General features: G+C 68.9%; 20 protein-coding genes. 14 read left to right on the top strand and 6 right to left on the bottom strand.

Features of this window, described 5'->3' with window-relative positions; all coding sequences use genetic code 11:
- Positions 1-90 precede the first annotated feature (90 nt).
- The 11 genes from AB0I35_RS08675 to AB0I35_RS08625 all read left to right on the top strand — a co-directional run bounded on the left by AB0I35_RS08675 (position 91) and on the right by AB0I35_RS08625 (position 6,306).
- The gene (locus AB0I35_RS08675; protein WP_357395196.1) at positions 91-801 is read left to right on the top strand and encodes a response regulator transcription factor; all 711 of its coding nucleotides are present in this window, start codon (positions 91-93) and stop codon (positions 799-801) included.
- 41 nt (positions 802-842) lie between these two features.
- Positions 843-2,165, top strand: coding sequence for a HAMP domain-containing sensor histidine kinase (locus tag AB0I35_RS08670; protein WP_357395195.1), 1,323 nt, complete (start codon positions 843-845; stop codon positions 2,163-2,165).
- A 119-nt stretch (positions 2,166-2,284) separates the two neighbouring features.
- Entirely contained in the window at positions 2,285-2,848 is a 564-nt protein-coding gene (locus AB0I35_RS08665; protein WP_357395194.1) for a sigma-70 family RNA polymerase sigma factor, read from the top strand.
- The gene (locus AB0I35_RS08660; RefSeq protein WP_357395192.1) at positions 2,839-3,411 is read left to right on the top strand and encodes an Asp23/Gls24 family envelope stress response protein; all 573 of its coding nucleotides are present in this window, start codon (positions 2,839-2,841) and stop codon (positions 3,409-3,411) included. Before AB0I35_RS08665 ends, AB0I35_RS08660 begins: the two co-directional genes overlap by 10 nt.
- 5 nt (positions 3,412-3,416) lie before the next feature.
- Positions 3,417-3,785: an Asp23/Gls24 family envelope stress response protein gene (locus AB0I35_RS08655; RefSeq protein ID WP_357395465.1), complete on the top strand. Its 369-nt coding sequence runs from the start codon at positions 3,417-3,419 to the stop codon at positions 3,783-3,785.
- A complete protein-coding gene (locus tag AB0I35_RS08650) occupies positions 3,752-4,117 on the top strand; it encodes a hypothetical protein (protein ID WP_357395191.1) in 366 nt (121 codons plus the stop codon). Before AB0I35_RS08655 ends, AB0I35_RS08650 begins: the two co-directional genes overlap by 34 nt.
- Before the next feature lie 73 nt (positions 4,118-4,190).
- A complete protein-coding gene (locus tag AB0I35_RS08645) occupies positions 4,191-4,661 on the top strand; it encodes an Asp23/Gls24 family envelope stress response protein (RefSeq protein WP_357395190.1) in 471 nt (156 codons plus the stop codon).
- 1 nt (position 4,662) lies between these two features.
- Positions 4,663-4,851, top strand: a complete 189-nt coding sequence (locus tag AB0I35_RS08640; protein WP_067492453.1) for a hypothetical protein — start codon at positions 4,663-4,665, stop codon at positions 4,849-4,851.
- Positions 4,848-5,201 (top strand): Asp23/Gls24 family envelope stress response protein, encoded by a 354-nt coding sequence (locus AB0I35_RS08635; RefSeq protein WP_357395188.1) that lies wholly within the window; start codon positions 4,848-4,850, stop codon positions 5,199-5,201. Before AB0I35_RS08640 ends, AB0I35_RS08635 begins: the two co-directional genes overlap by 4 nt.
- On the top strand, positions 5,198-5,734 hold the full coding sequence (locus tag AB0I35_RS08630; protein WP_357395187.1) for a DUF6286 domain-containing protein: 537 nt from the start codon (positions 5,198-5,200) through the stop codon (positions 5,732-5,734). Before AB0I35_RS08635 ends, AB0I35_RS08630 begins: the two co-directional genes overlap by 4 nt.
- Positions 5,731-6,306 (top strand): alkaline shock response membrane anchor protein AmaP, encoded by a 576-nt coding sequence (locus AB0I35_RS08625; RefSeq protein ID WP_357395186.1) that lies wholly within the window; start codon positions 5,731-5,733, stop codon positions 6,304-6,306. The genes AB0I35_RS08630 and AB0I35_RS08625 overlap by 4 nt, the downstream gene beginning before the upstream one ends.
- 83 nt (positions 6,307-6,389) lie before the next feature.
- Here the strand turns inward: AB0I35_RS08625 and AB0I35_RS08620 are convergent, their stop codons facing one another.
- Entirely contained in the window at positions 6,390-7,046 is a 657-nt protein-coding gene (locus AB0I35_RS08620; RefSeq protein WP_357395185.1) for a hypothetical protein, read from the bottom strand.
- Between the two features lie 238 nt (positions 7,047-7,284).
- On the opposite strand from AB0I35_RS08620, the gene AB0I35_RS08615 reads away from it, so the two are divergent.
- On the top strand, positions 7,285-8,445 hold the full coding sequence (locus AB0I35_RS08615; RefSeq protein ID WP_357395184.1) for a hypothetical protein: 1,161 nt from the start codon (positions 7,285-7,287) through the stop codon (positions 8,443-8,445).
- A 36-nt stretch (positions 8,446-8,481) separates the two neighbouring features.
- Positions 8,482-9,063 (top strand): Uma2 family endonuclease, encoded by a 582-nt coding sequence (locus AB0I35_RS08610; protein WP_357395183.1) that lies wholly within the window; start codon positions 8,482-8,484, stop codon positions 9,061-9,063.
- A gap of 48 nt (positions 9,064-9,111) precedes the next feature.
- Here the strand turns inward: AB0I35_RS08610 and AB0I35_RS08605 are convergent, their stop codons facing one another.
- Positions 9,112-9,735, bottom strand: a complete 624-nt coding sequence (locus tag AB0I35_RS08605) for a hypothetical protein (protein ID WP_357395182.1) — start codon at positions 9,733-9,735, stop codon at positions 9,112-9,114.
- A 205-nt stretch (positions 9,736-9,940) separates the two neighbouring features.
- Between AB0I35_RS08605 and AB0I35_RS08600 the strand changes: the two genes are divergently transcribed.
- The gene (locus tag AB0I35_RS08600; protein ID WP_357395181.1) at positions 9,941-10,513 is read left to right on the top strand and encodes a hypothetical protein; all 573 of its coding nucleotides are present in this window, start codon (positions 9,941-9,943) and stop codon (positions 10,511-10,513) included.
- Between the two features lie 53 nt (positions 10,514-10,566).
- On the opposite strand, the gene AB0I35_RS08595 is transcribed toward AB0I35_RS08600, so the two are convergent.
- The 4 genes from AB0I35_RS08595 to pdxH form a co-directional block, all read right to left on the bottom strand.
- The gene (locus tag AB0I35_RS08595; protein ID WP_067492438.1) at positions 10,567-10,926 is read right to left on the bottom strand and encodes an FKBP-type peptidyl-prolyl cis-trans isomerase; all 360 of its coding nucleotides are present in this window, start codon (positions 10,924-10,926) and stop codon (positions 10,567-10,569) included.
- Between the two features lie 40 nt (positions 10,927-10,966).
- Complete coding sequence (locus AB0I35_RS08590; RefSeq protein ID WP_084457266.1) at positions 10,967-12,280, bottom strand: citrate synthase; 1,314 nt, start codon at positions 12,278-12,280, stop codon at positions 10,967-10,969.
- Between the two features lie 294 nt (positions 12,281-12,574).
- Entirely contained in the window at positions 12,575-13,867 is a 1,293-nt protein-coding gene (locus AB0I35_RS08585) for an MFS transporter (RefSeq protein ID WP_357395464.1), read from the bottom strand.
- Positions 13,868-13,922: 55 nt separating this feature from the next.
- The gene (pdxH, locus tag AB0I35_RS08580; RefSeq protein ID WP_357395463.1) at positions 13,923-14,579 is read right to left on the bottom strand and encodes a pyridoxamine 5'-phosphate oxidase; all 657 of its coding nucleotides are present in this window, start codon (positions 14,577-14,579) and stop codon (positions 13,923-13,925) included.
- Positions 14,580-14,608 lie beyond the last annotated feature (29 nt).

Here is a 14,608-nt window from a genome sequence, read left to right as displayed (position 1 = left end):
CGCCGCGGTTCTCGGCGCTTAACTCCGAGAACAGGACATCGGCGGCTGGCGACACAGTTCTCGACGCTCGAGTCCCCCTAGGATTGCGGCGTGACTGAACGTGCCGCCGCTGCCGCTACTGTGCTGGTCGTCGACGACGACGAAGACGTGCTCGCCTCGGTGCAGCGCGGTCTGCGGCTCTCCGGGTTCCAGGTGCTCGTCGCTCGCGACGGTGGTGCCGCGTTGCGGGCGGTGTCCGAGCACGCGCCCGACGCCGTGGTGCTCGATATGAACATGCCGGTTCTCGACGGCGCCGGGGTGGTGACGGCGCTGCGGGCCATGGGCAACGATGTGCCGATCTGCGTGCTCAGCGCCCGCGCCTCGGTGGACGACCGGATCGCCGGGCTGGAGTCGGGCGCCGACGACTACCTGGTGAAACCCTTCGAGCTCGCCGAACTGGTCGCCCGTATCCGCGCCCTGCTGCGCAGGCGAACCGACACTCCCGATCAGGTGGCGCCCGGCGCGATCACCGTCGGCCCGCTGCAGGTGGATGTCGCGGGTTATCGCGCACTGCTGCACGGGCGGGAAATCGAGCTCACCAAAAGGGAATTCGAATTGCTGTCCACCCTGGCGCGCAATGCGGGTGTGGTGCTCACGCGCGAGCGGCTGCTGGAATTGGTGTGGGGCTACGATTTCATAGCCGATACGAATGTGGTGGACGTGTTCGTCGGATACCTTCGCCGCAAACTCGAAATAGATGACACGCCAAGGATTTTGCACACTATTCGCGGCGTCGGTTTCGTGTTGCGGGAACCTAAATGACCGTGCGGTCGCCGAAAGGCCGTCGCAGGCAATCGTTTTCGTTGCGAACACGAGTCGCGGCGGCCGCGGCGGCGGGTGCGGTGATCATCGTGAGCATTGCCGCGTTCGTGGGCTTTCAGGCGATCGAACGCAACAATGTGACCCAGACGGATCAGCAACTCGAAATCGCCTCGCGCATCGTGCTGATCGAACCGGTGCTCGCCACCGGCTTCGTGAATCTCACCGGGCTGCAGAACACGATGGCGCTCACCGTGCGCGACAACGGCCAGGTGACCGCGTCCAGCTCCACCCAGCTGCCGGACCTCGCGCCCGGCTCGCAGACCGTCGAGGTGAACGACCAGCCCTACCGGGTGCTGACCACCACGGAGAACCAGCCCGCGGGTCGCACTGTGTCGCTTGCCATTCCGACCACGGAGGCGGCGAAGGCGACGGCTGATCAGCAGCGCTGGGTACTCGCGGGCGCCGCGATCGCGGTCGCCGCCGCGGCTGCCCTCGGCTGGCTCCTCGCCGGTCGGGCTGTCGATCCGATCGTGCGACTCACCCGGCAGGTCTCGGCGCGCAGCGCCTTCCCCGACCCCGACCACCCGGCCCGACCGGTCGACGGTTCCGGTGTGGCCGAGGCGGAGAAACTCGCCGAGGCGGTGAACACCATGCTCGCCCGCGTCGATCAGGCCCAGGCCGAGACCGCCGCCGCGTTGGAGACCGCCCGCGATTTCGCCGCCGTGTCCGCCCACGAACTGCGCACGCCCCTCACCGCGATGCGCACCGACCTCGAGGTACTGCGCACGCTCGATCTCACCGACGCCCAGCGCCGCGAGATCCTCGACGATCTGGCCCGCACCGAAACGCGCGTCGAGACGACGCTTTCCGCACTGGAACGGCTGGCCCGTGGTGACCTCACCGCCGAAGCCGACCATGTCGCCACCGATGTGGCCGACCTGTGCGACCAGGCCGCGCACGACGCCATGCGGCACAACCCCGGCCTCTCGGTGCGCATCGACACCGACGCCGAACTGATCACCCGCGGTCTGCCTGCGGGCCTGCGCCTGGCCGTCGACAACGCGCTGACCAATTCGGTGAAACACGGCGGCGCGACCGAGGCCGTCGTCTCGGCTCACCGCGTCGGCGCCGACCGCGTGGTCATCGCGGTCGACGACAACGGCACCGGCGTTCCCGCCGCGGAACGCGACCGGGTGTTCGAGCGGTTCGCCCGTGGTTCCAACGCGACGAAGATCGGCTCCGGCCTCGGCCTTGCTCTGGTCGCCCAGCAGGCCCAGCTGCACGGGGGCCGGGCCTACTTCGAGAACAGCTTCCTCGGCGGCGCACGCCTGGTCCTCGACCTGCCGATCCGCCCCGCTGTCTGAGATCGCGACACCCCTGGGACCGCGAGGAACCGGAACAGAGACGACGATCACTCATAATTCGCCGTGACGATGTCCTGCGCGTCGGTGTCCATCACAGGAGCAGCGGAGGAGGTGGGCGTGTGACGACGTCACCCGCGGCCGAGGCAGAGCTGGACGACGCGACCCTGGCAGGTCGGGCGCGTGACGGCGATGTCCGCGCATACGAGCAGCTGGTGCTGCGCTATCAAGGACCGATGTTCCGGCTGGCCGCCAAGATGCTGGCCGACCGCGCCGAGGCCGAGGACGTCACCCAGGAGGTGTTCCTCAAGGCCTGGCGAACGATCGCGCGCCTGCAGGACGACGCCGCGTTCGCGAGCTGGCTCTACCGGATGACGACCAACCGGTGTCTCAACGTCATCCGCGCGCGCCGCCCTTCCACCGAGGTCGACCCCGACACCACGGCGTCGACCCGCACCGACACCCGACCCGATCACGCCACCGAGGTGAGCAGCCAGATGGCCGCGCTGACCGACGCGCTGCAGCTGCTCACGCCCGAACAGCGGGCCTGCTGGCTGCTGCGCGAAGTGCACGGCCGTTCCTATGACGAGATCGCCGAGATCGTCGGCACCAACAGCACTGCGGTGCGCGGACGGATCGCGCGTGCCCGAGCCCAACTGGCAGAGGTGATGAAGCCATGGCGGTGACCCACAACGACAACGACTACCTGCTCCCGTGCGGACGCGGTCTCGAACAGGTGTGGGAACGACTCGACGACAGCGACATCGACAGCCACGAGGCGACGTGCCCGCAGTGCGCCGCGGCCAGGGAGAGCCTGCTGACCCTGCGCACGGCCACCCGCGAACTGATCGAGGAACCCGACCCACCCCCACCCGATCTGTTCGGGCGCATCATGTCGGCCGTGCGCGCCGATGTGCGCCGTGGCCGCACCCTCGCTCTCGACACACCCCATCCCGGTGCCATCCAGGTCAGCGAGCAGGCGGTGGCCGTTGTGCTGCGGTTCGCGGCCGACACCGTCGACGGCGTGCGCGCCCGCGGTTGCCGGGTGCAGAGCAGCGAACCCGGCGCGGACGGCGAGCAGGTGATCGCCGTCGACATGACCATCGCCGTGCGCCACGGCGTGCCGCGCATCGAGGACGTCGTCTCGCTGGTGCGCGAGCGGGTGCGCGCCGCGGCCACGGCACGGGTCGGAGTGCACCTGGGCAGGCTCGACCTCACCGTTGTCGACATCTACCAGGAGGACCGGTGACCGGCATGCTGCCCGAAACCGAATTGATCGTCGGCGACGCCGTGATCGCCGCGGTCGCCGCGCGGGCGGCGGCCTCGGTGTCCGGGGTCGCCCGGCTCGAGCCCGGCGTACTCGGCCTGGTCGGTCAGCTCGCCCGCACCGGACGCCAGCTCTGGATCGGACAGCAACCCGCCGCCTCGGGCGGTGTCCGGGTGCGGCGCACCGGCGGGTTGCTCAGCCTCCAGGTCGATCTGGCGCTGACGGCGTCGGCGCATGTCGGCGAGGTCGGCCGGGCGGTGCAGCAGGCTGTCGCGCGAGCGGTCACCGAAGACACCGGCGCCGAGGTCGACGAGGTGACGGTATGGGTACTCGATATCGAACCGGGGCGATCGTGAGCGGTGAGTCCGAATTGATCGACCGGATCGTCGCGGCCATCGATGCCGTCGACGGCGTACATCCCGCTGTTCCGATGGGCTTGGAGAACAGTCGCTGGTTGCCGTGGAACGCGGGCAGCGCGGCGGTGGATCTCGATCCAACGGCGGTGCAGCTACGCGTGGTCGCCGCGAGTTTGCCGTTGCGCCCGCTGATCGACAAGCTCGCGGCCGCGATTCGCCCGCTGCTCGACGAAACCCCGTGGGCAGGCGCGGCGTTGCGGATCCATGTGGTCGACCTGCACGCCGAAACCGTTGCCGACGGGAGCGATCCAGATCACGTTCCTCGCCCGTGACGAAACCCCGGCCACGGTGTCCTACCAGTGTTAGTTCGAGAAATGTTGGAGCACAACACCATCGGAGGAAGCTATGACCAGCACGAGCACCGAGAACAGCAAGGCCGTCGAGAAGACCGGCGCACCGGGCAAGGGTACGGGCGCGCTGGCGACCGACCAGGGCACGACGACCATCGCCGATACCGTTGTCCAGAAGATCGCCGGGCTCGCGGCACGTGAGGTGCGCGGCGTGTACGCCCTCGGTGGTGGCACCGCCCGCGCGATCGGCGCACTGCGCGACCGCATTCCGGGCGCTTCCTCGAGCATCGGCCAGGGCGTCTCGGTCGAGGTCGGCGAGAAGCAGGCCGCCGTCGACCTGGAACTCGTCGTCGAATACGGCGTCGCCATCACCGAATTGGCGCGCGCGGTGCGCCGCAACGTGATCACGGCCATCGAGCAGATGACCGGACTCGAGGTCGTCGAGGTCAACATCAACGTCAACGACGTCTACATCGAAGACGAGTCCGACGACCAGCAGCAGCCGACCCGCGACCGGGTGCAGTGACATGAACGCCACCACGATCTGCCTCGTCATGGGCCTGTCCCTCGGCTTCGCCGCCGCTTTCGGCGGACTCGGCGCGTTCGCCGTGGTGCTGATCTTCGGTGGCCTCGGTCTGCTGATCGGGCGCTGGCTCGACGGTGAAGTCGATCTGTCCGGGCTGCTGCGGTCGGCGCAGGATCGGAGCAGACGGTGACCAGCGCCGCCACCGAGCTCGCAGGCGTCACCGCGCGTCCCGAGGCCACCGAGCTGCCAGGGGCGACGACGATCGACGAGCGCGTCGTACGGCGCATCGCCGCTCGGGCCGCGACCGAGGTGGCCGGGGTCGAACCGGATGTGCGGGTGCGCGCCGAGGTCGTCGGGACCGGCGCCACCCTGCACGTCCGGCTCCCGGTCAGCTATCCGTCGCCGGTCGCGCGCGTCACCGACGAGTGCCGCGCGCACGTCATCGCCAGGACCGAGGCGCTGACCGGTCTGACCGTGCCACGGGTCGACATCGAGGTGTCGGCCATGGTTCCCGAACCGCGGGAAAGGAGAGTTCGATGACGCGTCGCCCCCGCCGGGTCGTCCCGGCCGTCGTCGTCGCGCTGGCGCTGCTCGGCGCCGCCGTGCTCGTCGCGGTGTCGCTGATCCAGCGGCTCACCGGGTCACGGGAATGGGTTTCCTACGACAGCCTCGCCACCCGGCTGCACGACACGTCGTGGGACAGCGTGTGGGTGCTCGGTGCGGGTGCGGTCCTCGCCGCGGTGGGGTCGGCGCTGCTCGCGGCCGCGGTGCTGCCGGGCAAGCCGGTGGTGCTCGCACTCGAACCCGGCGACGACCTCGAGGCCGGGATCGCTCGGCGCAGCCTGCGGCACGCGCTCACTGATGCCGCCGGCGCCGTCGACGGTGTCGAGAAGGCGCGGGTCCGGTTGCGTCGCAAGAAGATCCACATCGCCGGGCACACACGTCACACCGCCGAGCTGACCGCTGAGAACCTCGGTACGGCCGTGGCCGCCCGGCTCGACCGGATCAGACCAGCCGTTGTCCCCCGCCTGCGCACCAGCCTGCGCACGATCGGACCAGGAGGTACGCGATGACCGTCGTCAACCGGCCCGCCCGGCTCAATCGCGGACTGCTCGGGCTGCTCGGCCTCACGCTCGCCACGGCGGGCGGGCTGCTGATCGCGGCACACCTCGGTGCCTTCGCCCGGATTTCGCGCGATTCACCGCTGGTACCCGGGACCGCGGAACCACCGCGCTGGGTCTTCTTCCTCGCTGTGGCGGGAGCCGTCGTCCTCGCGCTCGCCGCGTTGCGGTGGCTGGCCGCGCAATTCACGCGCCTGCCCAAGCAGACCGTGTGGCAGCTCGGGGACTCCACCGCCCAGGGGTACACCCGCCTCGGTTCCGGTGCCGCCGCCGAACCGGTTGCCGCCGACATCGAGACCTACGACGGGGTTCGCTCGGCCACCGCCCGGCTCTCGGGCACGGAGCTGGCACCCGATCTGCATCTGCTGGTCGAGACCGACCCCGACGCCGACCTGACCGCATTGCGCAAACGGATACTCGGTCACGCTGTCCCCCGGCTGCGAACTGCCTTGGAGCTCAGCGCGATTCCGGTGAGCGTCGAGTTCCGGATCGCCGATCACGGCAGAACCAAGCGCGCCAGATAGCCGAAAGCCCCGCGACCCGCCAGGACGGCGAGTGCGGGGCTTTCGTGTGTCGAGCCGAGGCTACCGTCCGCGGGTGCGGATCATCAGGGCAGGACCTGGGGAACGGCTTCCGGGATGACCAGGCCGATGACGGCGCCGATGACCGCGCCGGTGATGGCGGTGGAGATCACGCTGGGAATGGCGCAGATGACGAAGCCGATGATGAACGCGGCCAGAGCCGGAACGCACAGGATGGCGGCGGCGATCGCGCCGATGGTCGCACCCGCGGCGGCACCGTTCTGGACCGGGTCGTGGTTGGCCGCGGCCGGGTCGGTGGCGATGTTCTTCAGCTCGGTGCTGGTGTCGGCCGACAGCGCGGGGGCCATCGACACGCTCTTGCCGTCGGCCGAGACCACGGAGGCGACCGCGATCGCGTTGCCGTCGACGGTGTTCAGCTTCAGCGGCACCTCGCCCACGGTGACGCCCTCGGCGGACACCACGGTCAGCGCGTCGGGGGTGAGCACGAAGCGGCCGTTCTCGACGGTCGCGGAGATGGTGCGCAGGTCGGGCGAAACGGAGCTGCGGAAGTCGACACCACCTTCGGAGACGACGCTCGACAGGCCGGTGGCGATCTGCGCCTGACGCTCAGGTGTCACGTCGGCGGCGGCGGTGCCGGCGGTGACCAGCGAAGTGGCGACGGCCAGCGGCAGCGCGGCGACGAACGCGCGGCGACTCGCACGAGTGATGGTGTGGCGGAACATGAAAATGTCTCCCTCCCGATGCCTCCGGCGACCCCCGAACCCCCGGACGAATCGAAGAAATCTCGATGTCGATTGACTCGAGAGTTGTACCGAACAGAACAGCTGCGAAACCGGAACTGTGACACAGCACATAGCATTCGGGGGTTAACAGTCCCGATGAGTGGGAAAAGGTGTTCCTCAACGAACTCTCAGACAACCCCCACGACCCGCACCGAACTGTCCCGATACCGTCGCGGCTGTGATCCACACACGCGCCCGCCTGCTCTGCCTGCTCACCGCCGTCCTGCTCACCGGTGCCACCGTCGCCGCTTGCGCCACAACGGATTCCGCGCCGACCGGGATCGCACTGGTCAACGCCGACACCGGACCGACCGGTGAACGGGTCGCCAAGGCGGTGCAGGAGGCGGGCGGCTACGAGTGGACGCTCGCGAAGCCCGGTGAGGTCGACCCCGGCGATTACGCCGCGGTGATCACGCTGCCCGCCGATCTCACCTCGGCCATGGCCACCCTCGCCACGCCGACACCACAGCGCGCCAAGGTCACCGTCACCACCCACGAGGACGCCGACCGAGGCACGGTGAACGGCGCGGTCGACGTGGTGACTCACCGGATCGGCGCGTCCGGCGTGGACGCCGCGCTGGCGGCGGTGTCGCAGGCACGCAATCAGATGACCTCGGTGCAGTTCACCGCCCAGCTCCTGAGCGCGGGCGTGAACGCGGCCGCCGACGGGGCCGATCAGTTCAGCGGTGGGGCGGAGCAGTTGCTCGGCTTCCTCGACTTCGCCAAACAGGGTGCGGGACAGCTTACTTCGGCGATCGAGTTGCTGAACCAGACCGTCGACGGCGCGGCACTGCAGGCCACTCAGCTCGCCGATGCCCTCAGCTCCACCGGCGTGACCATCGCGGGCGTGCAGAACAGCGCGGCCGCCCTCGGCTCCGGTCTCGACCAGATCCTGCCGCCGCTGAAAGCGCTTCCCTTCGCCGCCGACCCCCAGCTGGCCGGCATCATCACCAAACTCGAAGCGCTCCAGTCGGTCTCGAACCAGGCGGGCACCCAACTGGCGGGCCTGAGCGAATTGACCGGCGCCGCGGTAGATCCCAACACCGACCTCGGCACCCTCCTGCGCACCGTCGTCGCCCGCCTCAACAGCGCCCGTGACCAGCTCACCCAGGGCGCCGCCCTCGCCAAAGACCTCCCCACCCTCGCCGAACAGGGCGGCGCCCAACTGGTCTCGGCCATCGAACAACTCACCGGCGGCGTAGGCGCCCTCCAGAACATCGTCGGCAACCTCAACACCCAAACCAGCAAGGCCCTGGAGTCCCTCCCGCCGCGCGGTCAGTCCCAGCAGTCCGCGCTGGCCCTCGCCCTCACCGACCCCGTCGAGGTCGTTCACCAGTAGCCGCCCCGGCACCGAGCCAGTCGGTAAGCTCGGCATATGACGATCCAGGCCGTGGACTCGCTACCCCACCAGATGACGGAAGAGCAGTACCGCCGGCTTCCCGAAGACATCTCGCGGGAGATCGAGGTGGTGCACGGGCACGTCATCGTCTCCGAATCACCGACGCCTGAACACAACCGCATCGCTCGCCGTCTCGCAGGCGCTATGGAGGACCTGCCGAGCACCGAACCGTGCATTCGCGCCGAGACCGACATCGACGTTGTGCTTTGGCGGGTTCCGAAGTTCACCTTCCGACGGCCGGACGTCACCGTCTACCGATGCTTGGACCAGCCCGGGGACAAGCCGGAAGCGGGTGATGCGCTGATCGTCGTCGAAGTGTCCTCGCCGTCGACAGCCGCCGAGGACCTGCTCGACAAGAAGGCGCAGTACGCGCGAGTCGGCATTCCGCTCTACCTCGTGGTCATGCTCGACACGAAATTCGGGATCGCCGAGGTACTCGAATTCCGGCTCGACGCACATGCCCGAGAGTATCGACTGCACCAGATCCACCGCGAAAGGTTGCTTCGGCTCGAGCATGTCATCGTCGGGGACATACCGTTCGACCAATTGATGCGCTGAAATGCCTGCGGCCCGGTCGAAGTCGACCGGGCCGCGGACGTTTCGGGATCAGGGGAGGATCTGGGGGATGACGTCCGGGGCGGCTACGCCGACGATGGCGCCGATCAGGGCGCCTACCAGGGCGTTGGGGAGGCCGACGAGGCCGACGCAGGGGAGGTAGAGGATCATCGTGGTGATCATCGGGATGCAGACGACGGCGGCGGCGATGAGGCCGATGCCCGCGCCGATGGCGGCGGCGTTCTGGACCGGGTCGGGGAACTGGGCGGCGGGGTTGGTGGCGATGGTGCGCAGTTCGGCCGTCGCGGCGGGGGTTGGCCGCGGGGTCACCGTGAGGCTCTGGCCGTCGGCGGCGATCTCGGTGGCGAGGGAGATGAGGTTTCCGCCCGCCGTGGTGAACGAGGTGGGGATCTGCCCGGTCTGCTCGCCCGCCGCCGATTCGACGACGACACCCTGCGGGGCGAGCACGAAACGACCTTCGGAGAGCGAGGCCGACACGGTGCGCAGATCCGGGGCGACAGTCGTGCTGAACCCTTCGCCGGTGCTGGCCAGCCCCTGCGCGAAGCGCACCTGATCGGATTCAGCCGAAGCCGTCCCGGCACCGACCACGCTCACCGCGACGGCGACGGGCAGCACGGCGGCCAGCGCGTGACGGACAACCTTGTGGTGGAACATGATCGAGAATCTCCCTCCCGAATCACCCGGGCAGCCGGGCCCCGGGCGAATCGAACAAGTCACTGTCATGGACAACGCATTGGAAACGAGACACACGGGGAGCTATGGCTCCGGTCACACTCGCCGCACATTACCCCGATGCCCTACCGGGCCGCACCACGGGTCGTCGCAGCCCCGTAAGCTGACGCGCGGGAAGGGGGGCAGGATGATCGAAACCGGCTCTGGTACACACAATGTCGCACCCACCGGACCTGTGCGCCCGCCGAGCGGCCGGTCCGGTGTCGGCTGGATCGTCGTCGGCCTCCTGGTGCTCGTCGCGGCCCTGATCGGCGGCTCGGCCGGCGCGGTGGCCGTGTTTCGCGAACCCGCCGCTCCCGTGGCGCTTCCGGGCGAGCCCGTCGTCCTGCCCCAGGAGGCGGCCCGACTCGCGGCCTGCGCGTTCACGCGGATGATGGTGACCTATCACCACGGCGACCTGGACGGCTACTTCGAGCAGATGCGAGCCGGTTCCACCGGCGAATTCCACGACCAGTTCGTGGAGGGCGCCGCCGGGCTGCGGGCGGCGATGGAGACCGCTCAGGTGTCCTCGACGATCGAGGGCGAGCCGGAGTGTCTGTCCAGGTCCGGCGCGGGCGCCGAGTACGTCGTCGTCGCCATCGTCGGTCAGCGGCTGACGAACGGCACCGCACCCGACGGCCGATCGCAGCGCACCACCTTCGCACTGACCATGCGCAAGGTCGACGACCGCTGGCTGGCCGCCGCGATAGACAAGGTGTGAAACGTCGACGGCCCGTGTCTCCCTGGGGAAACACGGGCCGCCGTCAGCTCAGCTCAGTTGGCGTCGAGCAGGTCGATCACGAAGACCAGGGTCTTGCCCGACAGGTGGTGACCCGCGCCGACCGGACCGTAGGCCAGCTCCGGCGGGATGGTCAGCTGGCGACGGCCGCCGACCTTCATCCCCGGGATACCGTCCTGCCAGCCCTGGATCAGGCCGCGCAGCGGGAAGGTGATGGATTCACCACGGTCCCAGGAGGAATCGAACTGCTCGCCGGTCTCGAACTCGACGCCGACGTAGTGGACCTCCACGGTGCCACCGGGCACAGCTTCGGCGCCTTCGCCTTCGATGATGTCCTTGATGACGAGCTGAGAGGGCGGCGGGCCCTCCTGGAATTCGATTTCCGGCTTGGTCATTGCGGGCTATCCCCTTCGATAGTGTGCGTTGTCCAGATGACTAGCGGTTGTCGATCGCGCGGTAGTCACGCTCACCGTAGCCGGTGTAGATCTGGCGCGGGCGGCCGATCTTGAGCGGCTCGGAGTGCATTTCACGCCAGTGCGCGATCCAGCCGGGGAGGCGGCCCATCGCGAACAGCACGGTGAACATGCGGGTCGGGAAGCCCATCGCGCGGTAGATGACGCCGGTGTAGAAGTCGACGTTCGGGTACAGGCGACGCGAGACGAAGTAGTCGTCGGTGAGGGCGGCCTCTTCGAGCTGCTTGGCGATGTCGAGCAGCTGGTCGTCGCCACCGATCTTCGACAGGATCTTGTCGGCGGCCTGCTTGACCAGGGTGGCGCGCGGGTCGTAGTTGCGGTAGACGCGGTGCCCGAAGCCCATGAGCTTCACGCCGTCTTCCTTGTTCTTGACCTTGCGGATGAATTCCTTGACGTCGCCGCCGTTGGCCTTGATCTCGTCGAGCATCTCGAGCACGGCCTGGTTGGCGCCGCCGTGCAGCGGGCCCCACAGCGCGTTGATGCCACCGGACACCGAGGTGAACAGGTTGGCGTCGGAGGAACCGACGAGGCGAACGGTCGAGGTGGAGCAGTTCTGCTCGTGGTCGGCGTGCAGGATCAGCAGCATGTCGAGCGCGGCGGCGACCTCGGGGTCGACCTCGTAGGGCTCGGCCGGGAAGCCGAAGGTCATCCGCAGGAAGTTCTCGACCAGGCTCAGCGAGTTGTCCGGGTAGAGGAACGGCTGACCGACCGACTTCTTGTACGAGTAGGCGGCGATGGTCGGCAGCTTCGCCAGCAGGCGGATGGTCGACAGCTCGACCTGCTCGGGGTCGCGCGGGTCCAGGGAGTCCTGGTAGTACGCCGACAGCGCGTTCACCGCGGACGACAGCACCGGCATGGGGTGCGCGTTGCGCGGGAAGCCGTCGAAGAACCGCTTCAGGTCCTCGTGCAGCAGGGTGTGGCGGCGGATGCGATCGGTGAAGTCGTCGAGCTGGGCCTGGGTCGGCAGCTCGCCGTAGATGAGCAGGTAGCTGACCTCGATGAAGGTCGAGCGGCCCGCGAGCTGGTCGATCGGGTAGCCGCGGTAGCGCAGGATGCCCGCTTCGCCGTCGATGTAGGTGATGGCCGACTTGGTCGACGCGGTGTTCATGAAACCGGGGTCGTAGGTGACGTAACCGGTGCTGGCCAGCAGCTTGCCCAAGTCGAGTCCGTCGTTGCCCTCTGCGGCCCTGGTGACCGAGATCGGGAACTCGCCACCGGGGTACTGCAGTACCGCCTTGGCGTCATCGGCGACGTTGGTGATGTTCTCAGCGGGCACGGAAGGATCCCTCTCAGGCTAGTTGAGATTCTCGCCGAGCCCTGAAACCCGGCGCCGAACCGTGCGCCGTTTGCGGTCGGCAGACGGCGCGCTTGGTGTAACGCTAACTCTTGTCGGCCGTGGATGAGCAATCAGGGTTGGCCTGGGCTGTGCTCACACCGGGGCGAATCCGTGGTGAGGTGCTCCACCTGCGCGGATCCGGGTTCGCACGGCGCGCGGCGGGGCCGGAACCGGTGGTCACGGCCCGAACTCGCCCGCCACCCGCGGCGACCATGTATTTCCTTGTCGCCCAACTCATTCGGCGACAACCTCGGCGTGCGCGCGCGCCACGCGGTAGCGAACGAAAGCAGGGAAGGCCACTGCGGCGACAAGCACCCCGATCACCACGAGGACGCCGCCACCCGCGGCGGCAACAGCAGTACCCAGGCTGGCGGCGGCAAAACCGTGGGCAACATCACCGACCCGTGGCCCACCGGCGACAACCACGATGAACACCCCCTGCAGCCGGCCGCGCATCTCGTCGGTCGACACGTTGAGCAACATCGCCGTCCGGAACGCCGCCGACACCATGTCGACCGCACCGCCGAGCGCCAGGAACGCCAGCGCGATCCACAACCACACCCCCAGCCCGAACAGGTGCCCGGCCAGCCCGACCGCGAGGCCGAAACCGACCATCGCCACGCCCCAGATCGCGATGCACACGATCACCGCCAGCCCCTGCCTGCGCACCCGGGGCACCCACCCGGAGAACACTCCGCCCAGCACCGCGCCCGCCGAGATCGCCGCGAACAACAGACCGAGCGCCACCCCGCCCTCGGCCGGATCGTGGAACGTCTCGTGCGCGATCTGCGGGAACAGCGCACGCGGCATGCCGAACACCATGGCGATGATGTCGACGACGAAGGAGGCGAGCAGGATCCGCTGGCCGGTGAGGTAGCGGAAGCCGTCGATCACGGTGCGCAGACCGGCCCGGCGCTGCTCACCACTCGGCGGGAAGGCGGGCAGGCGGCACACCGCCCACAGGGTGGCGAGCAGCGCGATCGCGTCGAGCAGGTACAGCGTCGGCAGACCGAGCACGGGGATCAGCACACCGGCGAGGACCGGTCCGGCGATCATGCCGACGTTCTGCACCGTCATGCTCAGCGAACTGGCGGCAGCGATCTGCTCGGGCGGCAGCAGCCGGGCGATCAGCGCGCCGCGGGTCGGCTGGTTGACCGCGAAGAACGCCTGCTGGGTGGCGAACAACCCGAGCACGAGCCACACGTTGTTCAAGCCGAGCGCGGCCTGCACCCAGAACGCGACCGCCGTCACCCCCGTGCCCGCGGTGGTGATGACGAGCAGGGTGCGCCGGTCCATCACGTCGGCCAGCGCACCGCCCCACAGCCCGAACACCACCAGCGGAATGAGGCCGAACAGTCCGGCCAGACCCACGTATCCGGAGCTGCCGGTGATCTGAAAGATCTGCTGCGGCACCGCGACTACCGACAGCTGCGCGCCGATGACGGTGACGATGTTGGTCGTCCACAGCCTGCGATAGTCGCGATTACGCAGGGGCCGGGTGTCGGCGAGCAGTTTCACGCGCCGCAGATTAGCCAGTCGCGGTGAAACGTCCCATGTTTGCGCTCGGTGAGATATCCCACCGTCAGGGTTGCAGCCGCAGCACCGTCGTCCGTTCGCCGTCGATGCGGACGACGATCCGGTTGTGCAGCCGTCCGTGCCTGCCCTGCCAGAACTCCACCTCGTCGGGTCGCAGCAGATAGCCACCCCAGTGCGGCGGCACGGGGATGTCGTCGACATCGGCGAACCGGGCGGTGGTCTCGGCCAGGGCGCGATCGAGGTCGGCGCGGGTGGCCGCGGGCCGCGACTGCCGCGAGGCCCAGGCGCCGAGCCGGGATTCGCGCGGCCGGGTCTGCCAGTACGCCTCGGTGACCTCGGGCGCGACCCGTTCGGTCACTCCGCGCACATGCACCTGCCTGGCCAGCGACGGCCAGACGAAGGTGGCGGCCGCGTACGGGTCGGCGGCGAGCTGATTGCCCTTGGCGGAGTCGTAGTTCGTATAGAAGACGACACCCTCGCGCGAGAGGCCCTTGCACAGCACCGTTCGCGCCACCGGCCGTGGCGCCGGACCGGCGAGCGAGACGGTGGCCAGCACCATCGCGTTCGGTTCGGCCACTCCGAGGGTGCCCGCCTGTTCGATCCAGCGGCGCAGCAGCGGCTCCCAGCCACCGGCCACCCACGTCTCGTCCAGATCGGGTTCGGTGGTGCGCACCGCCCGCGGATCGCCGTAGTCGACGCGCATCGTGCTCAGGTCGACAGCGCCGGAAATCG

The organism is Nocardia sp. NPDC050378 (assembly GCF_040655675.1).
Classification (GTDB): domain Bacteria; phylum Actinomycetota; class Actinomycetes; order Mycobacteriales; family Mycobacteriaceae; genus Nocardia; species Nocardia coubleae.
The sequence above is the reverse complement of the archived record's forward strand: the minus strand, read 5'-3'. Positions and strand labels throughout refer to the sequence as shown.

Bases quoted from the DNA above. Each gene is read 5' to 3' on its own strand.
- AB0I35_RS08660 (WP_357395192.1), top strand. From the start codon at position 2,839: ATGGCGGTGACCCACAACGACAACGACTACCTGCTCCCGTGCGGACGC.
- AB0I35_RS08655 (WP_357395465.1), top strand. From the start codon at position 3,417: ATGCTGCCCGAAACCGAATTGATCGTCGGCGACGCCGTGATCGCCGCG.
- AB0I35_RS08650 (WP_357395191.1), top strand. From the start codon at position 3,752: ATGGGTACTCGATATCGAACCGGGGCGATCGTGAGCGGTGAGTCCGAA.
- AB0I35_RS08645 (WP_357395190.1), top strand. From the start codon at position 4,191: ATGACCAGCACGAGCACCGAGAACAGCAAGGCCGTCGAGAAGACCGGC.
- AB0I35_RS08640 (WP_067492453.1), top strand. From the start codon at position 4,663: ATGAACGCCACCACGATCTGCCTCGTCATGGGCCTGTCCCTCGGCTTC.
- AB0I35_RS08630 (WP_357395187.1), top strand. From the start codon at position 5,198: ATGACGCGTCGCCCCCGCCGGGTCGTCCCGGCCGTCGTCGTCGCGCTG.
- AB0I35_RS08625 (WP_357395186.1), top strand. From the start codon at position 5,731: ATGACCGTCGTCAACCGGCCCGCCCGGCTCAATCGCGGACTGCTCGGG.
- AB0I35_RS08620 (WP_357395185.1), bottom strand. From the start codon at position 7,046: ATGTTCCGCCACACCATCACTCGTGCGAGTCGCCGCGCGTTCGTCGCC.
- AB0I35_RS08610 (WP_357395183.1), top strand. From the start codon at position 8,482: ATGACGATCCAGGCCGTGGACTCGCTACCCCACCAGATGACGGAAGAG.
- AB0I35_RS08605 (WP_357395182.1), bottom strand. From the start codon at position 9,735: ATGTTCCACCACAAGGTTGTCCGTCACGCGCTGGCCGCCGTGCTGCCC.
- AB0I35_RS08600 (WP_357395181.1), top strand. From the start codon at position 9,941: ATGATCGAAACCGGCTCTGGTACACACAATGTCGCACCCACCGGACCT.
- AB0I35_RS08595 (WP_067492438.1), bottom strand. From the start codon at position 10,926: ATGACCAAGCCGGAAATCGAATTCCAGGAGGGCCCGCCGCCCTCTCAG.
- pdxH (WP_357395463.1), bottom strand. From the start codon at position 14,579: ATGCGCGTCGACTACGGCGATCCGCGGGCGGTGCGCACCACCGAACCC.